This is a genomic window from Rhodococcus sp. JVH1, from assembly GCF_000280725.2.
GTDB lineage: Bacteria > Actinomycetota > Actinomycetes > Mycobacteriales > Mycobacteriaceae > Rhodococcus_F > Rhodococcus_F jostii_A.
Map to the genome: position 1 here is coordinate 22,545 of NZ_CP166290.1, position 16,121 is coordinate 38,665.

12 protein-coding genes are annotated in these 16,121 nt (G+C 65.9%); 5 read left to right on the forward strand and 7 right to left on the reverse strand.

Annotated features, from left to right (window positions below):
* Positions 1–183 precede the first annotated feature (183 nt).
* The 4 genes from JVH1_RS37720 (at position 184) to JVH1_RS37735 (ending at position 3,867) form a co-directional block, all read left to right on the forward strand.
* Positions 184–477 carry a DUF4193 domain-containing protein gene (locus tag JVH1_RS37720; RefSeq protein WP_009472982.1) on the forward strand — a complete coding sequence of 98 codons (294 nt, stop codon included), beginning with the start codon at positions 184–186 and terminating at the stop codon, positions 475–477.
* A 953-nt stretch (positions 478–1,430) separates the two neighbouring features.
* Positions 1,431–2,408, forward strand: coding sequence for a nitrilase-related carbon-nitrogen hydrolase (locus tag JVH1_RS37725; protein ID WP_043777653.1), 978 nt, complete (start codon positions 1,431–1,433; stop codon positions 2,406–2,408).
* Positions 2,395–2,904 (forward strand): DUF302 domain-containing protein, encoded by a 510-nt coding sequence (locus tag JVH1_RS37730; protein ID WP_009472985.1) that lies wholly within the window; start codon positions 2,395–2,397, stop codon positions 2,902–2,904. Before JVH1_RS37725 ends, JVH1_RS37730 begins: the two co-directional genes overlap by 14 nt.
* A 423-nt stretch (positions 2,905–3,327) precedes the next feature.
* Positions 3,328–3,867: a hypothetical protein gene (locus JVH1_RS37735; protein WP_371113110.1), complete on the forward strand. Its 540-nt coding sequence runs from the start codon at positions 3,328–3,330 to the stop codon at positions 3,865–3,867.
* Positions 3,868–3,916: 49 nt separating this feature from the next.
* Here JVH1_RS37735 and JVH1_RS37740 read toward each other — a convergent pair whose 3' ends face one another.
* The gene (locus tag JVH1_RS37740; protein ID WP_051033635.1) at positions 3,917–6,253 is read right to left on the reverse strand and encodes a LuxR C-terminal-related transcriptional regulator; all 2,337 of its coding nucleotides are present in this window, start codon (positions 6,251–6,253) and stop codon (positions 3,917–3,919) included.
* Positions 6,254–7,023: 770 nt separating this feature from the next.
* On the opposite strand from JVH1_RS37740, the gene JVH1_RS37745 reads away from it, so the two are divergent.
* Entirely contained in the window at positions 7,024–7,914 is an 891-nt protein-coding gene (locus JVH1_RS37745) for a diaminopimelate decarboxylase (RefSeq protein WP_371113111.1), read from the forward strand.
* 53 nt (positions 7,915–7,967) lie between these two features.
* On the opposite strand, the gene JVH1_RS37750 is transcribed toward JVH1_RS37745, so the two are convergent.
* From JVH1_RS37750 to JVH1_RS37775, 6 genes are read right to left on the reverse strand one after another with little or no spacing between them, the layout of a single operon-like run.
* Positions 7,968–8,645, reverse strand: coding sequence for a response regulator (locus JVH1_RS37750; protein WP_009472989.1), 678 nt, complete (start codon positions 8,643–8,645; stop codon positions 7,968–7,970).
* 19 nt (positions 8,646–8,664) lie between these two features.
* Positions 8,665–11,196 carry a DUF4118 domain-containing protein gene (locus JVH1_RS37755; RefSeq protein WP_009472990.1) on the reverse strand — a complete coding sequence of 844 codons (2,532 nt, stop codon included), beginning with the start codon at positions 11,194–11,196 and terminating at the stop codon, positions 8,665–8,667.
* A gap of 35 nt (positions 11,197–11,231) precedes the next feature.
* A complete protein-coding gene (locus JVH1_RS37760) occupies positions 11,232–12,170 on the reverse strand; it encodes a potassium-transporting ATPase subunit C (RefSeq protein WP_009472991.1) in 939 nt (312 codons plus the stop codon).
* 1 nt (position 12,171) lies between these two features.
* Positions 12,172–14,322, reverse strand: coding sequence for a potassium-transporting ATPase subunit KdpB (gene kdpB, locus JVH1_RS37765; RefSeq protein ID WP_009472992.1), 2,151 nt, complete (start codon positions 14,320–14,322; stop codon positions 12,172–12,174).
* Positions 14,322–15,992, reverse strand: a complete 1,671-nt coding sequence (gene kdpA / locus JVH1_RS37770; protein WP_009472993.1) for a potassium-transporting ATPase subunit KdpA — start codon at positions 15,990–15,992, stop codon at positions 14,322–14,324. Before kdpA ends, kdpB begins: the two co-directional genes overlap by 1 nt.
* The gene (locus tag JVH1_RS37775) at positions 15,992–16,081 is read right to left on the reverse strand and encodes a potassium-transporting ATPase subunit F (protein WP_157173915.1); all 90 of its coding nucleotides are present in this window, start codon (positions 16,079–16,081) and stop codon (positions 15,992–15,994) included. Before JVH1_RS37775 ends, kdpA begins: the two co-directional genes overlap by 1 nt.
* Between the last annotated feature and the right edge of the window lie 40 nt (positions 16,082–16,121).

Sequence of the window (16,121 nt, forward strand, 5' to 3'; positions counted from 1 at the left end):
GAACCCGGATGGCGGGATCCCGCCATCGCACCGATTTTTTGGGGGGACCTGCACCTGTGTCGGGTGGGGAGTCGCACCGGTGTAGTCGAGCGGCCACAGCACCCCATGACCCCGAGCGTAGGTCGCGGCACCGGACCCTCTACGCTGGCGGGCCCAAACACCCAGAGCATGAGGTAAACAGTCATGGCCACCGACTACGACGCACCGAGAGTCACCGAATCCGACGAGTCGACCGACACCTCGCTCGAACAGCTGACCGCCCGCAGGAACGACACCCAGTCCCCCGTCGTGGACGTCGAGGACACCGACACCGCCGAGACCTTCGAGCTGCCCGGCGCCGACCTGTCCGGCGAAGAATTCACCGTCCGCGTCATCCCGAAGCAGTCGGACGAATTCACCTGCACCAGTTGCTTCCTGGTCCATCACCGCAGCCGTCTCGCCGACGATCGGCAGCTGACTTGCAGGGACTGCACCTGAGAACACCGAAACATCCGAGGGACGCATCCTACGGACCCCCTGAAACAGGGGGCGCCCTCCTGAGGTCACCTACCTGACCGGAGTCATCACCGCCATGTGAAGGCGCATCGGGCACCCGAACACCCCTCGAGGGCACGAGCCTGAGCACGTTCTTCAACGGGCCGTAGACGGCGCACACCACAGGTAAAGACCGTCCGGCTCCGCCCCGGTCAGCTCCCAGGCCGTGACACACCGGCGTGCCGCTATCGGCGTTGGCGCAACGGCATTGCTCGGCGATCTCCTCAGCCTCCCGCGCAAACCAGATCAGCACCCCACCGACTCCTCCACGAGCGACATCAGATCCGCCCGCCGGCAGTGCGGTCCTCGGACGCACACCAACGCCAACCCGGAATCCGATAGCCTCTGCCATAGCTGCTCAACCACGGACGACCCCATGCCACCCATTCACCCCCAGCACAGTGCACCTGGGCGGGAGCCAGACCGGCTCGTCGACCGCGGACACCCGCACCAATCACCTCCGCGCGCGGAACCTGCACCGCTCCCCACTGACCCTTACTCCTCGATGCGCTCCCGGGTGCGAAGTCGTGTTTTCTGGATGCAGGTCCCTTCTCCCCCGCGCACCTCAATGCGCGGACGCGCGAGTGGCACGGCTGCTGAACCCCTGCGGTTCATCGACGAGGACAACGTTGGTCGCACGACCAGCATTCGTCGTGCCGATGGACGTGACCTGGGTATCGGCTGCGATCCGCCGATTCCGACCTCCATGGGCACGGTCCTGTCCATCACCATCCGGGTGCGGCCGCAACCACATACCAGGGGACCGACCACGGACTTCAAGGGCGCGACGGACAGGCCCGACGCGCGACGGTGGTTGCAGTGGCATCGCCAGATGGCACTGCAACCAAGAGCAGAGGAAACGAGAGCATGAACACCACACATATCGGGTGGTCGAAATGACCGTCGTGAGAGCAGCTGCAGTACAAATCAGTCCGGTACTCTACAGCCGCGACGGAACCGTGGAGAAGGTGGTGGGCAAAATCGCCGACCTAGGGCGCCGTGGCGTCCAATTTGCCACCTTCCCGGAGTCGGTGGTCCCGTACTACCCGTACTTCTCGTTCGTACAGCGACCGTTCGAAATTGGTGTCGAGCAACTCAGGTTGCTCGATCAGGCGGTGACCATACCGTCGGCCGTGACACACGTCATCGCTGACGCGGCGAGGGAAGCGGGAATGGTGGTGTCCATCGGGGTTAATGAGCGGGACGGTGGCACCCTGTTCAACGCACAACTGCTGTTCGACGCCGACGGCGCCCTGATTCAGCGTCGGCGCAAGATAGCACCTACCTACCACGAACGGATGATCTGGGGACAGGGTGACGGTTCCGGACTGCGGGCCGTCGACAGCGCGGTCGGGCGCATCGGCCAGTTGGCGTGTTGGGAGCATTACAACCCGCTGGCCCGCTACGCCCTCATTGCCGACAGGGAGCAGATTCACTCGGGAATGTTCCCGGGTTCATTCGGTGGCCATCTTTTCGCCGAGCAGACCGAGGTCAGCGTGCGCAATCATGCACTCGAATCGGCCAGCTTCTTCGTCAATGCCACCGCCTGGCTCGATCCCGGTCAGCAGGCGCAGATCATTGCGGACACCGGGTCCCCGATCGGCCCGATTTCCGGTGGCTGTTTCACCGCGATCGTGTCACCACTGGGCGAATTACTCGGTGAGCCGGTGCGTTCCGGGGAGGGAGAGGTGATCGCTGATCTCGACTTCTCGTTGATCGACCGGCGAAAGGCGAAGATGGATGCCAGGGGGCACTACAGCCGCCCCGAACTGCTCAGCCTGCTGGTTGATCACACAGCGACCGCTCATGTGCACGAGCGAGTTGAACGCCAAGATCCCGACGCGGCCGCGGACGCCGATCATGTCCGCCGCTGATCCCCGCGAAATCCCGTTTGTTGGAGTCCGTTTACGATTCGACAGCACAAAGAGTTTCGAAGATCTCGCCGATGCGTTGCTTGCCGACGTCGGCGGCAAGCCAGTACCGATCGACGACATCGCGGCACGATTCGAGAGCTGGGAATCGTATGAACACGAGGTGCGATCACACGTCGGCCCGAGCGGCTTCATGCTGTTCGCGCAGTGGAACCATGGTGGTTGGATAAAGAAGGCAGGTCTCGGAAGAAAAGTGCTACGGATTGTGATCGGCAACCCGCTGATCGCGATCACCATGCTGCGCCACGACGTGACGGCGGGCCTCTTCGCTCCGGTTGAACTTCTGCTCACCGAAGAACAGCACGGCCGAAGCGCCCTAACCTATGTTCGCCCGTCATCACTCATGGTTATCGAACCGAATCGCCCGCTTCGGACGGCCGCCCTGGGGTTGGACGCCAAACTGGCGACGCTGGCTGCGAGGGTGACGGCGGCCGATTGAGGACGGTGGCTCGACGTCGGGACTTCCCGCACAGACCCTTCGTAGCTCGTTCAGTTGCTAATACGCGGGCGCAGCGAAGGGGCAGTATGGCGCGATGTGGCCTTGGGTCATTCGCCCGACGCCGTGCAAAAGAAGCGGCCAGCGAACGCCGGCCCCTGCACGAATACGGGCCTCGCACAGGACAACGCAACCTCGAGGGAACCGCGTCGACTCAGTGTTCGTGGCGATCGAAGAATGAAGATCGATCTTGCCGGCAACGACGCGCACGATGCCCAGATCGGATCGATGACAGTTTTCCTAGCCTCTGGACAACCTTCGGCCGCTAGAGTCTGTAATGGACAGCGCGCTCGGAATGGGTTGCAGGTGGCTGACCGGTCCACCGATCGGGTAACGCGCACGCCCTTCCGCGGGTGAGGAGTCGAGATGACTGATGCGTTTGTTCTGGGTGGCGTTCGGACACCGGTCGGGCGGTACGGTGGCTCGCTCTCGCACCTGCGCACCGATGATCTGCTCGGCCGAACAATGGCCGCGGCGTGCGAGCGGACGGGTGTCCCGCTCGACCTGATCGAGGACATCGTCGCCGGCTGCGTGAACCCCGCCCGTGAGGGAATGGGCGACATCGCACGCTGGTCCGCCCTCGCTGCGGGTTTCCCGGACTCCGCCCCGGCGATCACAGTCAACCGTTTCTGCGCATCGCCCCGACGGCGCATCGCCAGTTCACCGCCTACGTCGACTCCGGGCCCTTCGAGGGACACCACCATCGGGTACTGGACCGCCTCGGCAGTGCCGGGAACTCGACCGGCCGTCCCAGATCGGTGTCGACCTGGACCTCAACGAATTTGGCGCCGAAAGCACCCGTCAGGGCCATGCCGAGATCATGTTGTGCTGGCGGGACGCTTGCTCCGTCCGCAGTCAATTCTTCGAGGGAGTTCCTGGCGAGGATGTCGGCGTAGGTCTCGCTGAACCTGCTCGGCGGCGTGCGAGGCGGATCCGGCACTCGCTCGACGATTGTCTAACCGGTCGGAGGGCGTTGGCTCGTGGACTGTTCAACGACCCAAGCGGCGATCTGTGCGCGCGAGGTGAATCCGAGTTTGGTGAGGACGTGCTCCACATGTCCCTGAGCGGTGCGCTGTGAGATCACCAATTTCTCGGCTATCGCTTTGTTTGTGAGCCCCTCGGACACTAACCCGGCGACCTGCCACTCCCGCTTGGTCAGACTGGTTGCGCGGTGGACGCCGGGGATGTGCGGTGCCTTCCGGCCCTCGTGGAGCGCGTAGGCAACGGCCTCTTCGACGGGGAGGCTTTCGCCATGGTGTACCTGCGTGTCGAACGCTGCGGCGCCCAGGGCGCGGCGGGCCCTACGCTCGCTTTCATCGTGGTAGACAAGCAGGTTCGGGAGAGGGATGGCGGAGCTGCCCGCAGCCTGTGCCAGCGAAGCAGCGGCACCCAGCAGCACGGCGGCGCGCTGGTTGTCGTCCTCGGCGGTGGCAATCCACGCGAGCGCCTCCAGATTCCAAGCGGAGGTGAGCGGGTACTCCATCAGCCGGGTGAGTCGCAGGCTTTGCTCGAGCAGTGTGGTTGCCAGCTCGTGATCGGTCTGCCACAGGGCGAGCCCCTGCGCGGAGAGGGAATAGGCTCGTTGTACCGACTCGCCGTGCAGCTTCGTGATCGCCAGTACCTCTTCCCTGCACGCGATGGCTCGTGGTATGTCGCCGAGCAGACCACTCGCCAATTCCAGTCCGACCAGCCCCTCGATCAAGTGCAGGAGGTCACCCTCGGCGCGGAACGCTGCGAGGGCGTCGTCGAAACAGTCGATCGCGCGGCGCAAATCCCCGCCGAAGAGCGCCTGGAGGCCATCAGTGTGTGAGACGATGGCGTGCGCCAATTCCCCTCCCAGTTGGTCGGCAAGGGTGTGTGCTTCCTCGACGAGGGTCTCGCTCTTCTGCAGGTCTCCTTGGATTGCGGTGAGGACGCTGTCTGCGGAGAGGGCTTTGATTCGTTCAATGCTCGGTGGGCCCGCGTGGTGGGCCAGCATCCGGTCGAGCCAACAACGGCCCTCACTGAGCAGTCCGTGAGTGAGCCAGAGTGTATGCAGGGCGGCCACGACTTGGAGACCAGCCTCGGCCTCGTCGTCACCCGGCTCGGACAGGAAAAAATGCAGGGCCTCACGCATATTCGGCTGTTCTCGCTTCAGTCGCGCAATCCACTCGAGTTGGTGGGGCCCGATCCACTCCGACTCGGCACGAAGCACCAACTGTCGGTACCAATTGTGGTGCCGACGGCGCAATGTGGCCTCCTCGCCGCTCACGTCCAGTTTCTGCCTTCCGTAATCGCGTAACCCTTCGAGCAGTCGGTACCGTGCCGCCGCGCCCGTCTCTTCGCGGATCAGGACCGACTTGTCGACCAGCCCGGCCAGCACATCGAGGACGTCCTCCTGCTCCAAGTATCCGGCGCAAACATACTCTGCAGCATCGAGTTCGAAGCCACCGGAGAATACCGACAACAGAGCCCACAGCTGTCGTTCCGCCGGGGTGCACAGGTCGTAACTCCACTCGATGGACAACCGCAGCGACTGCTGGCGGGACGGCGCACCGCGGTTTCCCGCGGTGAGCAGCCGAAGCCGGTCGGCGAGTCGGTCGAGGATCTGCTGTGGGGAGAGGACCCGCAGCCGGGCAGCCGCCAACTCGATGGCCAGGGGCATCCCGTAAAGCAGCTGGCAGATTCGCGTGACCGTGACCCGGTTCTCCTCGGAGAGCACGAACCCAGGTACCGCGGCCTCGGCCCGTTGTGTGAAGAGCGTGACGGCGTCATATCCCGGGAGGGCGCGCAACGGGGCAGGTCCGCTGGAATCAGGAAGCGTCAGTGGGGGCACCCGCAGCACAGCTTCCCCGCCGATGTTCAAGGATTCACGGCTTGTCGTCAGGATGTGCAGATGCGGGCAGCGCCGAAGAAGTGTCTCGGCCAGCGCTGCAACCGCCCCCACCATGTGTTCGCAATTGTCCAGTATCAGCAACGCGTGACGGTCAGCGAGGTGTTCAGCCAATACCTCGAGCGCCGAATCGCGCCTGTGCTCCCGCAACCCCATCGCGGCATCGATGGTTTCCGGCAGAAGTGATGCGTCGTGCAACTCTCCCAGTTCTATCAGCCACACACCGTCCTCGAAGGCCCGCGTGTTCGCAGCCGCCCGCAGAGCCAAGCGAGTCTTCCCGACCCCGCCGACACCGGTCATCGTCACCAGACGCGAGACCGACAACAGCCGTTTCGCCTCCGCCAGCTCCCAACGACGGCCCACGAAACTCGTGAGTTCGAGGGGCAGGTTCCCGACCTTGCGCCGGGCGGGTGGCGGCATCACACGGTCACTCTCAACAACCTCCAACCGCCAAACTACTCCGAGCCGCCCCCATCAGGCAGAGGCGTTGCGCAACTCGGAGCAAGACAGAGGTGGGTCGGCGGTGGTGGCCCGGCGACATTGCCTCGGCGGCGCATGTGCCGTGTGCACTCGGGTCCCGGTCAGGACGGATTCCAACCCGCGAATCAGGAGGTCGCTTACCCGCATTTTCGCCCACAGGTCGAGGAAACTGCCTTTGTGAACGGTTCTGCCGTAGCCGAGCTGGAAAGCGGTAGGTGTTCGGCCGTCAGTATCGGGACGTCCGCCTACGGCTGTGCGTCCGGGTGATGTTGTCGAGCGTCAGGTTCGGGTAAAAGGTTCTCACCAGTCAGTCAACGAAGCGTTAGGAGATCGTTGATCCCGTCTCGGCGTATGACACTGGCGATACAGCAGGCGACCGACAGGGTTCACTGCACAGTGCGTAGGAGTTCGGAGTGACGCTTCTCGACATCCTTCCATCTCTTCGTGGGACGACCACTTCCCGGTTGGATCCGACGGTGTGGCCTGTGACCACCCATTACCACCACGGGCGGATCACGGTCGGCGGCGTAGACCTAGACGAGGTAGCCGATCGGTTCGGCTCGCCGACGTATGTACTCGACGAAGTGAGTGTGAACAACGCCAGTGAGGCCGTGTCGCGAAGGTTCCGGAATGCCGAAATCCTGTGCAGTACGTGCTCTCTGCTCACGGGAGGCGTTGCGCGATCGGTCGCAGGGCAGCGTCATGCGCTGGTGGTGCATTCACACCACGAGGGGGTGCTCGCGCGGCGCAGCGGCGTCGACCCGGACAGAATTATTCAACTGATCGGTTCGGCCGAATCGGGTTCGTGCTCAGTGATGATGCTCGCGGCGGGGCGGGTCGGCCGCATCGTTGTCGACGCCGATGCTCCGATCGAAGCCATCCGAACTTCTGGGCCGGCGCCGCAGCAGACCATCGTCCGCGTCCACACTCCCAGGTGTGCGGAGGCCGCGGTGGGGCGAGTCGTCGCCGCTGCGGCACTCGATCTGGTCGGAGTACGGTGCGATACGGCGCCGACCCCGGACGGGATCCGCGATCAGGTGCTGACCGCGGTCGCGGTGATGTGTGACGCGTACCGCGAGCACCGTGTGTTGATGACGCAATTGCATGTCGGCATCGCCACCGGTCGCACCGACATCGACGGTGCGCCTGATCTCGGGGAGGCTCTCGACGACGCCCTCGACGAGGCGTGCATCCGAAACCGCTTTCCCCGGCCGTCTCTCGCTGTGGAAGTCGGCGAATCACTCACGGCGCGAGCGGCGGTGACGGTGTGCCGGGTTCGCGGTGTCGATAGGACCCACCCCACTCGGCCGCCAGTCGTCGTGGTGGAGTCCGGTACCCGGTCGGGGACTGCCGGTGCCCAGGGTGCGCCGGTTTCCGCGGCCATCGCGAACCGGCACCCGCTGGGCCCGACCGAGACGATTTCGATCGTCGACCATCGCAGCGTGTCCGGGGTTCCACTTCTTTCCGGAGTTGTTCTTTCGCAGGATATTCGAGCGGGGGACGTGGTCGCGTTGGTGAGCCCTGACGGCAGCGACCTCGTGGGCTCGGCGAGCGTGGTCTCCGTGGCACACGGCCGCGCACACCAGATCCAGGGCGGATAGGGTTGCAGCCGTTTTCCGTAGATGCGCCGAGGTTCGTCGGCGGTCGCGGTTGATCATGGTTCGAAGCGGTAACCCATGCCGGGCTCGGTGATGAGGTGGCGTGGCCGGGCCGGGTTCGGTTCGAGCTTGTGACGTAATGAGGACAGGTATATCCGCAGGTAGTGGGTGTCGGCGGAGTGGCTGGGCCCCCAAACCTCGGTCATGAGTTGTTGCCCGCGGATAAGGGTGCCGGGGTTGCGGAGGAGCGGTTCCAATATTTCCCACTCGATCGGGGTGAGGTGAACCTTCTCGTTCCGCGGGCCGGTAACGGTCTTGCGAGCGAAGTCGACCCGGCAGTCGCCGACCTGGACGACGAGGGTGCTGCCGCCGGCGGGGGCGCGCCGGATGACGGCGCGGATGTGGGCGAGCAGTTCGTCGATGCCGAACGGCTTGGTGATGTAGTCGTCGGCGCCGGCATCGAGAGCGTTCACCTCGTCGCGTCGGTCCGTTCGCTCGGACAAGGCGATGATCGGCACCCGGTTCCAGCCGCGCAGTCCCTCGATGACGTCGATGCCGTCGAGGTCGGGGAGATCGAGGTCGAGGATCACCAGGTCGGGGTACCACGCCGCGACCTGCGTGAGGGCCTGTGCGGCGTCGGGTGCGGTACGCACGTCGTAGTGCTGGGCCTGGAGGGTGAGGCTGAGGGCCCGGAGGAGTTGTGGTTCGTCGTCCACGACCAGAATGCGTCTCATACAGCAACTTTCGGGTGATTCATTGATGGGGGGCGGTCTCGGCGGAGGGCAGGGCAATGATCATCGTGACGCCGTCTGGTGTGTCCTCGGACGTGATGGAGCCGCCCATCGCGTCGACGAGACTCGCCGAAAAGGCGAGCCCGAGATCGCTCCGGCGGTCGTTGCTGTGGGACTGCTCGAGGGCTCCGAAGGTGAGGTGATCCCCCTCGTCGCTTCGGGATAGCTTCTGCCCTCGGTCGGCGACTCGCAGTTCGACAGTGTCGCCGGAGGCGAGTGCCGTGACCAGGACGTCGTGCCCCGGAGGTGTTCGCCGCAGCGCGTGAGTGATCAGATCGACGAGCACGTGTTCGAGCAGGCCGGGGTCGGCCAGAACGGCGGGCAGATCGTCGGGAATGTCCACCCGAATGCCGTCGGCGCCCACACCGAGGGCGTCGAACGCGCGCGGAACGAGATCGTCGAGTGCGACCGCCTCAACCGAACTACCGAGTGCTCCGGCCCCTGGTCGATTGATCTCGAGCAGGGTGGTGGCGAGATGGTCGAGTCGTTTCAGCGACACGGCCGCAATGTCGAGGAGCTCGGCCCGCTTCTCCTCGGAGTTGTTCGCGCCGGCGCTTCGGAGGCGCTCGATCGCTGCGTCGGCGGTCGCGACCGGGATCCGCAGGTCCTGGCCGACGGCGCCGAGCAACGCACTGCGTATCCGGTCGGCCTCGGCGAGGGGCCGGGCTTGCCCCGCCTCGTCCTCGAGTCGTTGCTGGCGCAGCGCCACGGCGGCCTGGGCGGCGAAGGCTTCGAGGACCTGCCGGTCTGCGGCTGGGAGTGTCCGCCCGCACAGGACCAGCGTCAGGTCGTCGTCGATGGCGACCGCAATGTCACCGTCGTCGGGGCTCCCGCACGGCTCGCCGCCGACCGCGGCGGCTACTCGCCAGCGTTGCGGGTCCCTTTGACGTCCGGGGGTCAGGGGGGTGTCGGGCGGGCGCTCGAGCAGGGTGACGGTGTCGAGCGCGTAGGTTTCGCGCAGTCGTTCGAGAATCGCGGCGAGCGCCTTTTCGCCACGGAGCACGCTGCTCGACAGGTTTGCCAGTACGGCGGCGTTCGCACTGGCCTGCGCCGCTTCACGGGTGCGGCGGGCAGCGAGGTCGACCACGGTGCTGACGGCGATCGCGATGAGGACGAAGACGAGCAGGGCGAGGACGTTCTGGGATTCGGCGATGGTGAAGGTGTACTCCGGCGGGGTGAAGTAGAAGTTCAGTAGCGCCGAGCCGAGCAGCGCGGCCACCAACGCAGGCCACAGCCCTCCCGCCAGCGCGACGCCGACGACCCCGAACAGGAAGATCAGGATGTCGCTCGGCAACGACAGTTGTCCCCGCAGATTCGCGAGCACGATCGACAGGAGAGGCATTCCGACGAGGGCGATCACGAACCCCGCGGCCCGTCGCCGCCGGGACAGGGCGGACAAGCGCGCGTACCGACCCTGGTTGGTTGCTTCATGGGTGACCATGTGCACGTCGATGCTGCCCGACACCGCTGTCACGTCCACTCCGACGCCGCGCGAGAAGATCTGCGCGATCCGCCCCCTCCGGGAGGCGCCGAGCACGAGCTGGGTTGCGTTGACGCCGCGGGCAAACTCGAGCAGCGCGTTCGGGACGTCGTCACCGACGACGTGATGAAACGTGCCGCCCAGACTCTCCACCAGGGCCCGCTGCCGGGCCAGGTGGGCGGGGCTGGCGCCGGCCAGCCCGTCACTGCGGGTGATATGGACGGCGAACAGGTCGGCGCCCTTGGACCGATCCGCGATCCGCGCAGCACGGCGGATGAGCGTTTCCCCTTCGGGGCCGCCGGTCAGTCCGACGACGACGCGTTCGCGCGCTTCCCAGGTGCCGGTGATGTGGTGGTCGGCCCGGTAGCGGTCGAGTTGGTCGTCGACCTTGTCGGCCAGCCAGAGCATCGCCAATTCTCGCAGGGCGGTGAGGTTTCCGACGCGGAAGTAGTTGCCGAGTGCGGCGCCGACCTTCTCCGGGGGATAGATGTTGCCGTGGGCCATCCTGCGCCGCAAGGCTTCGGGGGCCATGTCGACCAGCTCGACCTGGTCGGCGCGACGGACGACCTCGTCGGGGACCGTCTCACGCTGAGGAACACCGGTGATCTGTTCGACGACGTCGTTGAGCGACTCGAGGTGTTGGATGTTGACGGTGGAGATGACGTCGATGCCGGCATCGAGGAGATCTTCCACGTCTTCCCAACGTTTTTCGTGCTGTGAACCCGGAATGTTGGTGTGAGCGAGCTCGTCGACGATAGCCACTCGGGGTGCGCGTGCGAGGACCGCGTCGGTGTCCATCTCGGTGAATGTCGCGTCCCGGTAGGTCATAGTCTTGCTGGGGACGACCTCGAGGCCGTCGAGCATCTCCAGGGTGCGCGGCCTGCCATGACCGTCGACGTAACCGACGACGACATCGGTGCCGCGGTCACGACGGCGGCGCCCCTCGCCGAGCATGGCGTAGGTCTTGCCGACCCCGGGGGCGGCACCGAGGTAGATGCGCAATGTGCCCCGCATAGAGACTCCTGCCCGTGGCCGACTCCTGGCGTCCGCTAGCTCGTCACCGGGTACCTGGTGTCGAGCGCGACGTTGAGTTCGAGCACATTGACCTTCGGTTCCCCGAGGAAGCCGAGCGTACGTCCGTCCTGGTTGTCCTCGATCAGCGCGCGAACCTGGTCGACGGGGATTCCTCGGGCATCGGCCACGCGGGCGGCCTGCATGTCCGCGTAGGACGGCGAGATGTGCGGGTCCAGGCCACTGCCGCTGGCGGTGACGGCGTCCGCCGGGACGGCCGGGTTCGCCGGGGCGTCTCCGCGGATCGGGACGATCTGGCCGATCGCGTAGTCCTCACCGAATTCGGCGCACTCGACCTGCACGCCCTCGTAAGCCCCGAGGAACGGGGTGACGGGGGTAGCCGGGTCGCTCGAGCACGGCTCGTTAACACTGATCACCCGGGTCGGGTTCACCACGTTTCCGCGGGGGTCCCGTGGGCCGATCACCGACAGCACCGCGCCGACACCGCCGGGGGTGCAGAACGGGCGGGAGCCGTCCACCCCCTCGAGCTGCCCGACGGACTGGCTTCGCGAGCACACCATGGTGAGCAGGCTCGCCTTGAAACCGGCGTCATCCTGGGTCGTGCCCGGCCGCGCGAGCAACGCGGGGTCGGCCGGGGTGTCCTGAACACTCTCCGGCCCGAGATTGCTCGCGCTCGTCGACGTCGGGTCGTAGCCGTCGCCTGCCGCGGACGGCCGGCTCTGAAAATACTGGGCGAGCGGGTTGCCGTCGGCGTCGGTGAACAGTTGCCCGATCAGTGTGCTGCCGACGGCCTGCCCGTTCACCTCGACGATCGACCCCTCGGCGTTCTCGTGCAGGCTCGGGCCCAAGGAAACCGCCCAGACCGCGAGTGGGTAGGCGATGCCGGTGATGACGGTGAGCACGAGCAGGGCCCGCAGCGCGGCCAGGTGCTGCCGGATCCAACTTGAAGTACGCATGTCAGGACATCCCGGGGAGGAATTGGACGATCAGGTCGATGAGCTTGATCCCGGCGAACGGGGCGATGATGCCGCCGAGGCCGTAGACGTAGAGGTTGCGGCTGAGCAGCTTCGAGGCGCTGCTCGGTCGGTATTTCACCCCGCGTAGTGACAGCGGGATCAGGGCGACGATGATGATCGCGTTGAAGATGACCGCGGACAGGATCGCCGATTGCGGGCTGTGCAGGCGCATCACGTTGAGCAGGTCGAGGCCGGGGAAGACCGCGACGAACATTGCGGGGATGATCGCGAAGTATTTGGCGATGTCGTTGGCGATCGAGAAGGTCGTCAGGGCGCCGCGGGTGATGAGCAGTTGTTTGCCGATCTCGACGATCTCGATGAGTTTGGTCGGGTCGGAGTCGAGGTCGACCATGTTGCCGGCCTCTTTCGCCGCCGACGTCCCGGTGTTCATGGCGACTCCGACGTCGGCCTGCGCGAGGGCGGGCGCGTCGTTGGTGCCGTCACCGGTCATCGCGACGAGCTTGCCGCCCTCCTGCTCCTGCTTGATCAGCGCGAGCTTGTCCTCCGGTGTTGCCTCGGCCAGGAAGTCGTCCACGCCGGCCTCGTCGGCGATCGCCTTGGCGGTGAGCGGATTGTCACCGGTGATCATGACCGTGCGGATCCCCATCCGGCGCATCTCGTCGAAACGTTCCCGCATGCCCTGTTTGACGACGTCTTTGAGGTGAATGACGCCCAGGACCGCGGCCCGGCCGTCGGTAACCTCGCCGACCACCAGGGGGGTGCCGCCGGACGCGGAGATGCCGTCGACGAGCTGCCCGAGCTGCGTGGGAACCTCGCCGCCTTGGTGGCGGACCCAATCCGCGACCGCGGTGGCGGCGCCCTTACGCAGTTGGTGACCGCCGTCGAGGTCGACGCCGGACATCCTTGTCTGCGCGGTGAACTCCACCCAGCTCGCGTGCAGGAGTTCACCCGGCGTGCGTTCGCGCAGCCCGTACGCCGCCTTGGCGTACACGACGATCGAGCGGCCCTCGGGGGTCTCGTCGGCGAGGCTGGAGAGCTGCGCGGCGTCGGCGAGCCGGTCCTCGGACACCCCCGCCACCGGGAGGAACTGTGATGCCTGCCGGTTGCCGAGGGTGATGGTGCCGGTCTTGTCCAGCAGCAGGGTGTTCACGTCGCCGGCCGCCTCGACCGCGCGCCCGGACATCGCCAGCACGTTGCGCTGCACGAGGCGGTCCATCCCGGCGATCCCGATGGCCGAGAGCAACGCCCCGATCGTGGTCGGGATCAGGCAGACCAGGAGCGAGACCATGACGATGCCGGTGACACCGTGCTGATCCAACGCGGAGGTGTCGGGGACTCCGGGGTTGTTCGCCTTGGAATAGATGGCCAGCGGCTGCAGCGTCGCGACCGCGAACACGAAGATGATCGTCAGCGCGGCCAGCAGGATGTTGAGGGCGATCTCGTTGGGGGTCTTCTGCCGGTTGGCGCCCTCGACGAGCGCGATCATCCGGTCGATGAAGCTCTCCCCCGGTTTCTGGGTGATCTTGACGACGATCCGGTCCGACAGCACCTGGGTGCCGCCGGTGACCGCGGACCGGTCACCGCCGGACTCGCGGATGACCGGCGCGGATTCGCCGGTGATCGCCGATTCGTCCACCGAGGCAATGCCTTCGACGACGTCACCGTCGCCGGGGATGGTCTGGCCGGCCTCGACGACGACGAAGTCGCCCTGCTGGAGCGCCGGCGCCGGCACCTGCTCCTCGGTGACGACGGCACCGGGTTGCCAGCCGGTGACCCGGCGCGCGAGCATCTCGGTCTTGGCCTTGCGGAGGGTGTCGGCCTGGGCCTTGCCGCGGCCCTCGGCGACCGCCTCGGCGAGGTTGGCGAAGATCACCGTCAGCCAGAGCCAGAACACGATCGCCCACGCGAACCAGGAGGGATCGATGATGGCCAGGACGGTGGCCCAGACCGCACCGACCTCGACGATGAACATCACCGGGTTGCGCCACAGGGTGCGCGGGTCGAGTTTGCGGACCGCGTCCGGCAACGACCGCAGGAGCATCTTCGGGTCCAGGAGCCCGCCCCGCACCCGACCGGCCGTGGTCGGCGGCTGTGACGGTCCGGCGGACGCCGCGATGGTCGTGGTGGACATCAGTGGATTCCTTCTGCCAAGGGTCCGAGCGCGAGCGCGGGGAGGAAGGTGAGTGCGACCAGGATCAGGGTCACCCCGGCGACCATGCCGACGAATTGGGGTCGGTGGGTCGGTAGGGTGCCGATCGACTCCGGGGTGGTGCCCTGCCTGGCGAGCGAACCGGCCAGGGCCAGCACGAAGATCATGGGCACGAACCGGCCGAAGACCATCGCCAGCCCGAGCGCCGTGTTGTACCACTCGGTGTTCACGGTCAGGCCGGCGAAGGCGGAGCCGTTGTTGTTGGCGGCCGAGGTGAAGGCGTAGAGGACCTCGGACAGTCCGTGCGGTCCGGTGTTGAGCATCCCGGCCCGCTGCCCCGGAAGCGCCATGGCGGCGGCCGTGCCGACCAGAACGATCAGTGGGGTGACGAGGAAATACGATGCAGCGAGCTTGATTTCGCGTGGCGTGATCTTCTTGCCCAAATACTCCGGGGTGCGGCCGACCATCAGCCCGGCAACGAACACCGTGATGACCGCCAAGATGAGCATCCCGGACAGGCCCGAGCCGGTACCGCCGGGGGCGACCTCGCCGAGCTGCATGTTGAACATCGTCATCAGCCCGCCGAGGCTGGTGTAGGAATCGTGGAAGGAATTGACGGCTCCGGTCGAGGTCAGTGTGGTCGATGCGGCGAACGTCGCCGAGTTGGCGACACCGAATCGTTGCTCCACACCCTCCATCGACGACCCGATCGCGGTCGGCACCGTGCCGTGATGCTGTAACTGGACGATGCTCATGATCGTCACGCTCACGATGGCGAGGGTCGCCATGACGGCGGCGATCGCGTAACCCTGTTTCTTGCTGCCCACCATCCGGCCGAACGTCCGTGGCAGCGAGAAGCTGATCACCAGCAGCAGGAAGATTTCCACCCAGTTCGTCCAGGTCGTGGGGTTCTCGAACGGGTGCGCCGAGTTGACGTTGTAGAACCCGCCGCCGTTGGTGCCGAGTTCCTTGATCGCCTCCTGGCTGGCCACCGGGCCACCGGTTATGGTCTGTGTGGTCCCGGCGACGGTGTCGGCAATCTGGGTGTGGAGATGGAAGTTTTGGATCACCCCACCGGCGACCAGCACGATCGCGCCGACGAACGCGATCGGCAGCAGGATGCGGAGGGTTCCGCGGAGCAGATCAACCCAGAAGTTCCCCAGATCGCCGGTGCGTCTGCGGACGAATCCGCGGACCAGGGCCATGGCGACGGCCATACCCACGGCGGCCGAGACGAAGTTCTGCACCCCGAGGCCGGCCATCTGCACCAGATGACCCATGGTCGATTCACCGGAGTACGCCTGCCAGTTGGTGTTCGTCACGAAACTGACCGCGGTGTTCCACGCCAGCGGCGCGGTCATCTCGGTGGCGGGGTCCGGCAGGTGCAGCGGCAGATGCTGTTGCAGCAGCCCAAATCCGAACAGGAACAGGATGCTCACCGCCGAGAACGCGAGCACGCTGCGTGCATAGGCTGGCCACGCCTGCTCGGACGCCGGATCGGCTCCGATCAACCGGTAGATCACCCGCTCCACGCGGGAGTGCTTGGTGCCGCTGTACACCCGATACATGTAGTCGCCCAGCGGTTTGTGCACTAGGACCAACGCGAGCACAAGGGTCCCAGCGAACAGGATCCCCGCCGTCGCGGTACTCACTAGAACCTCTCGGGAAACAGCAGAGCCCCGACCAGGAACACGGCGACAAGCACGGCCAGGACCAGACCGACGGCGTTGTCGAGGTTCACAACCGTTCCACCGCCCTCTGGATCACGCCGAGCACGGCGA

Bases quoted from the DNA above. Each gene is read 5' to 3' on its own strand.
- JVH1_RS37720 (WP_009472982.1), top strand. From the start codon at position 184: ATGGCCACCGACTACGACGCACCGAGAGTCACCGAATCCGACGAGTCG.
- JVH1_RS37725 (WP_043777653.1), top strand. From the start codon at position 1,431: ATGACCGTCGTGAGAGCAGCTGCAGTACAAATCAGTCCGGTACTCTAC.
- JVH1_RS37730 (WP_009472985.1), top strand. From the start codon at position 2,395: ATGTCCGCCGCTGATCCCCGCGAAATCCCGTTTGTTGGAGTCCGTTTA.
- JVH1_RS37735 (WP_371113110.1), top strand. From the start codon at position 3,328: ATGACTGATGCGTTTGTTCTGGGTGGCGTTCGGACACCGGTCGGGCGG.
- JVH1_RS37740 (WP_051033635.1), bottom strand. From the start codon at position 6,253: ATGCCGCCACCCGCCCGGCGCAAGGTCGGGAACCTGCCCCTCGAACTC.
- JVH1_RS37750 (WP_009472989.1), bottom strand. From the start codon at position 8,645: ATGAGACGCATTCTGGTCGTGGACGACGAACCACAACTCCTCCGGGCC.
- JVH1_RS37755 (WP_009472990.1), bottom strand. From the start codon at position 11,196: ATGCGGGGCACATTGCGCATCTACCTCGGTGCCGCCCCCGGGGTCGGC.
- JVH1_RS37760 (WP_009472991.1), bottom strand. From the start codon at position 12,170: ATGCGTACTTCAAGTTGGATCCGGCAGCACCTGGCCGCGCTGCGGGCC.
- kdpB (WP_009472992.1), bottom strand. From the start codon at position 14,322: ATGTCCACCACGACCATCGCGGCGTCCGCCGGACCGTCACAGCCGCCG.